Origin of the sequence: Clostridium saudiense (assembly GCF_000577815.1) — a bacterium.
Classification (GTDB): domain Bacteria; phylum Bacillota; class Clostridia; order Clostridiales; family Clostridiaceae; genus Clostridium; species Clostridium saudiense.
The window spans coordinates 1-11,241 of record NZ_CBYM010000059.1 but is presented as its reverse complement, the minus strand read 5'-3'; the positions used below and the strand labels follow the sequence as shown (position 1 = coordinate 11,241).

6 protein-coding genes are annotated in these 11,241 nt (G+C 28.4%); all 6 read left to right on the top strand.

Going from position 1 to position 11,241, the window contains the following annotated elements:
* Positions 1-495 precede the first annotated feature (495 nt).
* Complete coding sequence (gene glgB / locus TY07_RS16190; protein WP_074431770.1) at positions 496-2,535, top strand: 1,4-alpha-glucan branching protein GlgB; 2,040 nt, start codon at positions 496-498, stop codon at positions 2,533-2,535.
* Positions 2,536-2,548: 13 nt separating this feature from the next.
* Complete coding sequence (glgA, locus tag TY07_RS16185; RefSeq protein ID WP_042402614.1) at positions 2,549-3,985, top strand: glycogen synthase GlgA; 1,437 nt, start codon at positions 2,549-2,551, stop codon at positions 3,983-3,985.
* Positions 3,986-4,013: 28 nt separating this feature from the next.
* Positions 4,014-6,449 (top strand): glycogen/starch/alpha-glucan phosphorylase, encoded by a 2,436-nt coding sequence (locus TY07_RS16180; protein WP_042402608.1) that lies wholly within the window; start codon positions 4,014-4,016, stop codon positions 6,447-6,449.
* A gap of 13 nt (positions 6,450-6,462) precedes the next feature.
* On the top strand, positions 6,463-8,301 hold the full coding sequence (locus TY07_RS16175; protein ID WP_042402604.1) for a glycoside hydrolase family 13 protein: 1,839 nt from the start codon (positions 6,463-6,465) through the stop codon (positions 8,299-8,301).
* 274 nt (positions 8,302-8,575) lie between these two features.
* The gene (locus TY07_RS16170; RefSeq protein ID WP_042402602.1) at positions 8,576-9,733 is read left to right on the top strand and encodes a glucose-1-phosphate adenylyltransferase; all 1,158 of its coding nucleotides are present in this window, start codon (positions 8,576-8,578) and stop codon (positions 9,731-9,733) included.
* Between the two features lie 21 nt (positions 9,734-9,754).
* Positions 9,755-10,861, top strand: a complete 1,107-nt coding sequence (gene glgD, locus TY07_RS16165; protein WP_042402599.1) for a glucose-1-phosphate adenylyltransferase subunit GlgD — start codon at positions 9,755-9,757, stop codon at positions 10,859-10,861.
* The last annotated feature ends 380 nt before the right edge of the window (positions 10,862-11,241 follow it).

Here is an 11,241-nt window from a genome sequence, read left to right as displayed (position 1 = left end):
AAGTGATAAAGCAAGATTCTACTTGAATATTAATTAGAATGTAAAAACGTCATGACAAAAGAGAGGTTATATATTTTTCTGCTAATTTATCAAAAATTAATTGAAAGATTGAAATTAATTTTCGTAAATGTTATTAGATGGAATAAGCTTAGTGAAAATTTCTTTTGAAAATACAAGATTTAAAAATATTATAGAAAAATATAATAAAAAATATTATAAGAGCATATAACTTTAAATAATATAGTATCAAATTAAAGATAAAAAATAATGCAATATTTCCTAAAAAATAGACAAAAAAGAGAAAATAACACCCTAAAAACAACAAAAAGCAACAATAAAAACAGTTATATATAAAGTTATAAGTGGATTTATTAGATTAAATGTCGCTTAAAAGAAGTTGAAGAGTATAAATGCTTGATGGTAGAATTATAAAATAAAGGATAAGATTTGATATAAAAGTAATTTACGTCAGTATAAATATGAGGGAGGATTTACATGAGAGGAGAAAATGGAGCAGCTGTTAAGAAAAGTGGTACTAAGAAGACAATCGAAGATGTTAGAACAGTTAATAAAAAAATAAATAGTAAAAGTTTAGATAATGATAAAGTAAGTAAGTCTACAAGAAAAAAGGTGAAATGTGAGTTAACACCTGAAAACATTAATTTATTTCATGAAGGAAAACATTATGAAGCATATGGCTTTATGGGTGCACATCATGTTTCAGAAAAAAGAAAAAAAGGGGTAAGATTTACAACTTGGGCTCCAAGAGCAAAGAAGGTATATGTAGTAGGAGATTTTTCAGATTTTGAAATAAAAGATGAATATAAAATGGAAAAGGTATCAGATGAAGGCTTATGGAGTATATTTATAGAGGGAATAAATGCAGGAGAGAAATACAAATATGCAATAGAAAATATATATGGACACTATAATTTAAAAGCTGATCCATATGCATTTCAATCAGAAAAAAGGCCTGATACTGCATCAATTGTTAGTGAAGCAGATAAATATAAATGGAATGATAGAAGTTGGATGATGAAAAGAAAAAGATTTAATATGTATGAGAGTCCAATAAATATCTATGAAATGCATTTAGGATCATGGAAAACTAAAAACAAAGAATTTTTAACATATAAAGAAATTGCTGCAGAGTTGCCAAAGTACTTAACAGACATGGGCTACACACATGTAGAAATTTTACCGATTATTGAGCATCCATTAGATGCATCTTGGGGATATCAAGGTGTAGGTTATTATTCAGTTACTAGCAGATATGGATCAGCGAATGATTTCAAATATTTAGTTGATGAACTTCATAAAGCTGGTATTGGAGTAATATTAGATTGGGTACCAAGTCATTTTTGTAAAGATGCTCATGGATTATATATGTTTGATGGAACTCCAACTTATGAATATGATGAAGAGTGGAAAAGAGATAATAAGGGCTGGGGAACTTTTAATTTTGATTTAGGAAAACCTGAAGTTAAGAGTTTTTTAATTTCTAATTTATTCTTTTGGATAAGAGAATTTCATATAGATGGTATTAGAAATGATGCAGTATCAAATATGCTTTATCTTAGCTATGGTAGGGAAAATGATGAATGGCATCCTAATATTTATGGTGAGAATGGAAATTTAGAAGCTATGCAATTTATAAAAGAGTATAATACTGCGATTCACAAAGAATTTCCAACTGTAATGACAGTTGCAGAAGAGTCTACAGCATGGCCTAAAATATCAAAGCCTGTTGAAGATGGTGGATTAGGATTTAATTTTAAGTGGAATATGGGATGGATGAATGATACTTTAACATATATTAAGGAAGACCCGTTGTATAGAAAATATCATCATAATAAGATGACTTTTTCTATGGCCTATAATTACTCAGAGAATTTTATTTTATCTATATCTCATGATGAAGTTGTACATGGTAAAGGTTCTTTAGTTAATAAGATGTGGGGAGACTACTGGAATAAGTTTGCTGGGCTTAGACTTTACTTAGCTCATATGATGGGACATCCAGGGAAAAAGTTAATGTTCATGGGTTCAGAATATGGTCAATTTACAGAATGGCATGAGTATGAAGAGTTACAATGGAACTTAACTGAAGAGAACGATATGCATAAAAAGACACAATTATTCTTTAAAGATATGAATCATTATTATAAAGACAATAAAGCATTATGGGAGAATGATTATGAACCAGAGGGATATGAATGGATTGATGCAGATAATTGTGATGAAAGCATATTCTCTTTTATTAGACACGATAAAAAGAATAATGAATCTTTGGTATTTGTGTGCAATTATACACCTGTAGTTAGATATGATTTCAGAATAGGGGTTCCAAAATTAGGAGAGTATGTGGAAGATTTTAATACAGATAACGAAATATACGGAGGATCAGGACAAGTTATTGATGATGTATTGTTAGCAGAAGAAATTCCTTATAACAATCAACCATATTCTGTGAAAATAAAAGTTCCACCAATGGCAGCTATTGTTTTAAAAGTTATGAATAATAAATCTAAATAGGGAGTGTGAATAGATGAAAGTATTGTTTGCAGCATCAGAAGCGCATCCGTTTATTAAGACTGGTGGTTTAGGAGATGTAATGGGAGCATTACCTCAATCCTTAACTGAACTAGGTGTAGAAGCTAGGGTAGTAATACCAAAGTATAAGAATATAAAGGATGAACTAAAGCAAAATTTACAATTTATAAAGTGGTTTACAGTTCCTGTAGGATGGAGAAATCAGTATTGTGGTGTTTTTCAATATAAATATAAAGATGTTGTATATTATTTCATAGATAATGAATATTACTTTAATAGAGATGGGTTATATGGATATTATGATGATGGCGAAAGGTTTGCATTTTTTAATAGAGCAGTTTTAGAATTTATTAAAGAAATAGATTGGAAGCCGGATATAATCAATTGTAATGATTGGCAAACAGGTATGGTACCAGTACTATTAAATTTAGAGTATAAAAATAACGAGTTTTACTCAAATATGAAAACTGTATTTTCAATTCATAATTTATTGTTTAAGGGTAGCTTTGTACCTAATGTTTTACCTGAGCTATTTGGATATGACTATATGCCGTTAACTAATGGTAGTGTTGAATTAAATGGATCAGTTAGCTTTTTAAAAGGCGGAATAAATTATTCTGATCAAATTACTACTGTAAGTAATACTTATGCAGAAGAAATAAAGACACAACAATATGGAGAAGGGCTTGATGGATTACTAAGATGTAAAAGTGATTTCTTAAAGGGAATAGTAAATGGGATAGATTATGAAGAATTTGATCCTGAGAAGGATAATCTTATATTTAAGAATTTTACTTGGGATTCAATATCAGATAAGGTTGAAAATAAGTTATCTCTTCAAAAAGAACTAGGATTACCACAAAGGGCAGAGACTCCTATGATTGGTTTAATATCTAGATTAACTCATCAAAAGGGATGTGACTTAATAGTAAGCATAATTGATAGGCTTCTTCAAAAAGATATACAATTTGTTGTTCTAGGAACAGGAGATTACTGGTATGAAGAAACATTTAAGAATCTACAATATAGGTATCCAGATAAAGTTTCAGCAAATATAAAATTTGATAATTCATTAGCTCATAAAATATATGCTGCAACAGATATGTTCTTAATGCCTTCATTATTTGAGCCTTGTGGATTAGGACAATTAATTGCTTTAAGATATGGTTCAATACCAATTGTAAGAGAAACAGGAGGATTAAAAGATACAATTTCTCCTTATAATAAGTACACTGGAATAGGTAATGGCTTTGGATTTAAAAACTTTAATTCAAATGAATTAATGCAAATAATAGAATATGCATTAACAATCTACGACGATAAAGATGCTTGGAATAACATAATCAGACAAGCTATGGATTCAGATAACAGTTGGGAAAAATCAGCTATGCAATATAAATTGTTATATGAAGATGTAGTCAAGAGACCTTAATGGATACAAGCTATTAGGAGGTAGATATATGCTATCAATTGATAAGAATTCATTTAAAAGAGATTATAACAATAAATTCGTTCAATTACACGGAAAGGAATTAAAAGAAGGAAATAATCAACAAAAATATGAAGCATTGGGGAGTTTGGTTAGGGACTATGTAATTAGTACTTGGATGGATACTAATAATAGATACAATCAAACTGGAGAAAAACAAGTATACTATTTCTCAATGGAATTCTTATTAGGAAGGCTATTAGGTGATTTTCTTTTAAATTTGGGAATAAGGGATATCTGCAGAGAAGCCTTAAGCGAATTAGATATTGACTTAGAAGAAATTGAAAATTTAGAACACGACCAAGGCTTAGGAAATGGAGGACTTGGAAGATTAGCAGCTTGTTTCTTAGATTCAATGGCATCTTTAAATATTGCTGGACATGGTTGTGGAATAAGATATAAATATGGATTTTTTGAGCAAAAAATTGTGGATTGTCAACAAGTAGAAGCATCTGATAACTGGTTAAGAGAAGGTAATGTATGGGAGATAAAAAAGCAAGATAAAGCTGAAATTGTTAAGTTTGGTGGAAGTATAATTTCCGATTACGTTAATGGAAAACTTACTTTTACACATGTTAATTATGAGCCTGTATTGGCAGTACCTTATGATACTCCTATAGTTGGATATGAAAATGAGGTTGTAAATACCTTAAGATTATGGAGTGCAGAGCCAGTATCAAATGAATTTGATTTTTCATCTTTTAGCAGAGGTGATTTTTTAAAGGCAATTTCATATAAAAATTCAGTAGAGGCAATTTCATTAGTTTTATATCCTGAAGATTCTTTCTATGAAGGAAAGATGCTTAGGTTAAAACAACAATACTTCTTTGTCTCAGCAGGAATACAAAGTATAGTAAGACATTATAAGAAGCATAAGGGAGATATAAAATTATTAGATGAGAAAATAGCAATTCATATTAATGATACTCATCCAACATTGGCAATTCCTGAGTTAATGAGAATATTATTAGATGAGGAAGGGCTATCATGGGAAAATGCTTGGAGAATAACTCAAAATACTATTTCGTATACTAATCATACAATTTTGGCTGAGGCTTTAGAAAAGTGGCCAGTAGATATGTTTAAGAGTTTACTGCCAAGAATTTATATGATTATAGAAGAAATAAACAGAAGATACTGTGAAGAATTATGGAATAAGTATTTAGGGCAATGGGATAAGATATCAAGAATGGCTATTATAGGAGATGGATATGTAAGGATGGCTAATTTAGCCATAGTAGGTAGCCATAGTGTAAATGGAGTTGCAAAGCTTCATACCGAAATATTAAAAAAGAGAGAAATGTCAGATTTCTATTATTTATATCCATCTAAATTTAATAATAAAACAAATGGTATTACACATAGAAGATGGTTAATAAGATCTAATCCTAAATTAACTAAGCTTTTGGTAGATACAATTGGAGATAGCTTTATAAAACATCCTACTGATTTAGAAAACTTTAAAAATTATTTAGATGATCCAGGCGTATTAGAAAAGCTTGGACAGATAAAGAAAGATAATAAGGAAAGATTAGCACAAGAAATTTATAAATCAAATGGAATAGTTATTGATACTAATTCAATTTTTGATGTTCAAATTAAAAGAATACATGCATATAAAAGACAAACATTAAATTGTTTAAGAATAATGGATCTTTACAATAAATTAATTGAAAATCCTAATTTAGATATAATACCAAGAACTTTTATATTTGCAGGAAAGGCAGCACCAGGATATTATTTAGCAAAGAATATAATTGAATTAATATGCAGAGTAGCTGAAACTGTAAATAATGATCCACGAGTAAATGATAAAATTAAAGTAGTAATGCTTGAAAACTATCAAGTATCTTTAGCAGAGAAAATAATACCAGCAACAGATTTAAGTGAACAAATATCAACTACTACTAAGGAGGCTTCTGGTACATCTAATATGAAGTTTATGATGAATGGTGCTATTACAATAGCAACTTTAGATGGAGCTAATATAGAAATTAAAGATGAGGTTGGAGAAGATAATATTGTTATTTTCGGATTAAATGCTGAAGAGGTACTAAATTATCATAAACAAGGTGGATACTCATCATGGGATGTTTGTAACAATGATCCAAGATTACAAAGAGTAACTAACGATTTAATTAATGGTAAATATTGTAGTGATAAAGATAGATTTAGAACAATATATGAGAATTTATTAACATATAATGATGAGTTCTTTGTATTGAAAGATTTTGATGCTTATTTAGCAGCACAAGATAAGGTTAATAAACTTTATATGAATAAAGAAAAATGGCAAAGGATGTGTGGTGTTAATATAGCACATTCAGGTATCTTTTCATCAGATAGAACTATTCAGGAATATGCAACTGGTATATGGGGATCTACTGTAATATATAAAAATTTATAGGAGGAATGTGAATTTGGATGATATACAAATTTTCCATGATTCGCATAATATTCAGTTAAGAAATCCATTTGGAGCAGTTACTATAGGAACTAAAGTGCGAATTAGAATATGGACTAGTAAAAAGTGTTCAGTTTATATTAATTTGATTAATTTTTATAATAATCAAGTAGAAGTTCAAATGAATGAAATAGGATGGAATGGATACGTAAATAGTTGGGTTTATGAAAATGAAATAGATACTAGCAACTGCTTTGGATTGATATATTACTATTTTAGGGTAAATTATTGTGGTAGAAATATTTTATATGGCAATAATATAGAATCTTTAGGTGGAGAAGGACAAACGTACTTTAATGATCCTAAAAGTTATCAAATAACTATATACTCTAATGAGAAAGTTCCTAACTGGTATAAGAAAGGGATTATATATCAGATATTTGTAGATAGGTTTTTCAATGGGAATAAAGAAGGAAAAGTATTAAATCCTAAAAAAAATACTTTTATATATGGAAAATGGGATGATGATCCAATGTATATAAAAGATGAACAAGGAAATATAGTTAGATGGGATTTCTATGGTGGAAATCTTTTAGGCGTAAAGAAAAAATTAAAGTATATAAAATCATTAGGAGTAAGTACAATATATCTTAATCCAATATTTGATTCACCAAGCTGTCATAAATATGATACTGGAGATTATGAAAAAATAGATCCAATGTTTGGAGATGAAGAAATATTTAAGGAACTATGTAGTGAAGCTGAAGATTTAGGAATGAGAATCATATTAGATGGGGTTTTTAGTCATACGGGAAGTGATAGTAAGTATTTTAATAAGTTTGGGAATTATGATTCTTTAGGAGCCTATCAATCTTTGGAGTCACCATATTACCGATGGTATAGATTTAATGATTATCCAAAGTTATATGAAGCATGGTGGGGATTTTCTAACATGCCTAATGTTGATGAATTAAATCCAAGTTATTTAGATTATATAATTAGAAATAATAATTCAATAATAGAAAAATGGTTAAAGCTTGGAGCAAGTGGGTGGAGATTAGATGTTGCCGATGAATTACCGGATGAATTTATTAAAATTTTAAAGAAAAAGCTTAAAGAAGTAAAAGCTGAAGGGGTATTGATCGGCGAGGTATGGGAGGATGCATCTAATAAATACAGTTATAATAGAAGAAGAGAATATTTATTTGGAAGTGAACTAGATTCAGTTACAAACTATCCTTTAAGACAAATAATTTTAGATTTAGTTAGAAATTATATTGGAAATAGATATTTTATTAAAAAATATATGTCTCTTAAGGAAAACTATCCAAAGGAATATTTTTATTCAACTATGAATATTTTAGGAAATCATGATACTGAAAGAGTATTAACTATTTTAAATAATAATATTAGCTTATTAAAATTAGCAGTAGTTATTCAAATGACATTGCCAGGTGTTCCACTAATATATTATGGAGATGAAGCTGGTCTGACTGGAGGTAAAGATCCATATAATAGAAAGGCATATCCTTGGGGAAAGGAAAACAAGGATATCTTAAATTTCTATACTAAGATATCTAATATCAGGGCTAGTGAAGAGGCATTGAAGAGCGGAGAAATAAAGTTCTTAGATTTTAATAACGAAGTTTTAGGATATGAAAGGCTAATAGGAAATGAAAAGATAGTGGTTGTAGTTAATACTATGGAAAAGAAAGAGAATATTTCATTATATGATGTTAATGATGGAAATACCGTTATTGATTTAATGAGTAATGATAAAAGGTATGAAGTAAAAAATAGTCAAATTGAGATAGAGTTAAAATCTCATGAATATAAAATTTTAAAGATTTTATAGAAAAAATAAGGCACTTTTCTATAAATAAAGTGCCTTATTAAAAAGAACTATTCCATAATTTTTAAATAATGAGTAAATTTTACAAAGTTTAATATAGATTTTAATTTTAAATGCTTTTAAAAAAGCTGTTTAGTAATAGATTAATTAATATAAATGCATTAAATAATAATATTATATAGCCAAAATAATAAATTTAACATAAATAAGAAAATGTAATTTAATAGTGTAATAAGTTTATTGCGGCATATTAAATTAAGAGGGGATGGGGATAATAGTGAGAAAAAAAGAAATGGTTGCTATGATATTAGCAGGCGGACAAGGATCAAGATTAGGTGTATTAACAAAAAAATTAGCTAAGCCAGCAGTACCTTATGGAGGAAAGTATAGAATAATAGATTTTCCATTAAGTAATTGCTCAAATTCAGGAATTTATTCTGTTGGAGTTTTAACACAATATAAACCTTTAGAATTAAATGCGCATATTGGAATAGGTACTCCATGGGATTTAGACAGAAGAGATGGAGGAGTAAGTATATTACCACCATATCAAGAAGAAAAGGGAGGTAACTGGTATAAGGGAACAGCTAATGCCATTTATCAAAATATTGAATTTGTTGATAGATATGATCCAGAATATGTATTAATTTTATCAGGAGACCATATATATAAGATGGACTATGATAAAATGCTTCAATTCCATAAGGAAAAAAATGCTGAAGCAACAATTGCTGTAATAGAAGTTCCTATGGAAGAGGCTTGTAGATTTGGAATAATGAATACTAATGATGATTTATCAATATATGAATTTGAAGAAAAGCCAGCTAACCCAAAAAGTAACATGGCTTCAATGGGAGTTTATATATTTAACTGGAAAGTCTTAAGACAAGCTTTAAAAGAAGATGAGAAGGATAAAGAATCAAGCAATGATTTTGGGAAGAACATAATTCCTAAAATGTTAGACGAAGGTAGAAAATTAGTTGCATATCCATTCAAAGGATATTGGAAGGATGTAGGTACAATTAGTAGCCTTTGGGAAGCAAATATGGACTTATTAAAAAGAGAAAGTGGATTAAATCTTTATGAAGATGATTGGAAGATTTATTCTGTAAGTCCTGTAAGACCGGCTCAGTATATAGGAAAAGATGCTAATGTTAAAAATTCATTAGTTGTTGAGGGATGCACAGTTCATGGTACGGTAGAAAATTCAGTATTATTTGAAGGTGTGTATGTTGGTAAGAATACTGTTATTAAGGATTCTGTAATTATGACAGATGCTAAGATAGGTGATAATGTAGTTATTAATAAAGCCATAATCGGTGGAGAAGCAAAAATAAGAAAAGATTGTAAAATAGGAAATGGTGAAAAAATATCTGTTATAGCATCTAAAGAAGATATTAAAAGCGGTAGTGTAATAGAAGCAATGGAAGTTTAAGATAGAAGAGGAGATGAGAAGATGAATAACTGTATTGGTATAATTAATTTAGATGAAAATGAACAAAAAACAACGGAGCTGACAAGACATAGACCGTTAGCGTCTTTGCCTATAGCAGGTAGATACAGAGTAGTAGATTTTATTTTATCCAATATGACTAATTCAGGAATTGAAGCAATAGGTATTTTTACAAAAAATAAATCAAGATCATTAATGGATCATTTAACAAATGGAAAGCCATGGGATATATATCGTAAAAAAGATGGATTAAAGGTATTTAATTTTAGTGATGAAGATCCTGTACATGATGATGTTCATAATTTTTTAGATAATATTGATTATTTTGATCATAGTAAAAAAGAATATACATTAATTTGTTCGTCATATATGGTTTGTAACTTAGACTATAACGAATTAATTAAATATCATATTGAGCAAGGAAATGATGTAACTACTGTTTACAAAAATGTTAAACATGTAGAAGATAATTTTATAGATTGCCAAGTATTAAACCTTGATGAAAATTCAAGAGTTATTGGAGTTGGCGAAAATGTTGGATTAAAAAACAGTGCTAATATAAATATGGAAATGTATATAATGAAGACTGATCTTTTTATAGACATGATATACGAATGCATTAGAGGCGGAAGATATAAGAAGATTAAGAACTACATTAATGGAAATATAGATAAATTAAAAGTTGGAGCATATGAATTTAAAGGATATTTAGCTTGTATAAATTCAATAAATGCATATTTTAATGCAAATATGGATTTCTTAAATGAAAAAGTAAATAAGGAATTATTCTATAGTCATTTCCCAATTTATACAAAGCCAAAGGATGCTTGTCCAACGCAATATACTACTACAAGTAATGTAAGCAACTCTATAATTGCAAATGGTTCTTATATTGAAGGTGAAGTTAAGAATTGTGTTATAGGAAGAAATGTTTATATTGGAAAAGGTAGTGTAATAGAAAATTGTGTAATTCTTCAAAATACAGTTATAGGAAGTAATGTAATGATGAATCATGCAATTACTGATAAGGGAACATTAATTGATGATAGTGAAGAAGTAAAAGGTTTAAGAGAAAATCCAGTTGTCATTCCTAAGAAAAGAGTAGTTTAATGTAAGTCTAAAGAAGAGCATAAAAGTATAACTTTTATGCTCTTCTTTCATTTTTCTAGTTAAGAAATTTATTTATTAAAATATTCAGTAAAAAATTTAAAAGTAATAATATAATTACAATTCTAAATTCTTAAATAAAAGTAAGTGAGTAAATGAAAAAATATACTTGTGGATAATGTTAGTTATGTTAATAAAGACATAATATAATGTATATAATATTGTGGATAATGTGTGTTAAGTGGATAACTTTATATAAAATTTATAACACTGCTCCTAGTGTATCAATATAAGTAAAAGTGAGAATTTTAATAAAAAATTAAGAAAATCAAATATAAATTTAAAATATAGTATATTTTGAAAAAATTTAATTAAATTTAGGG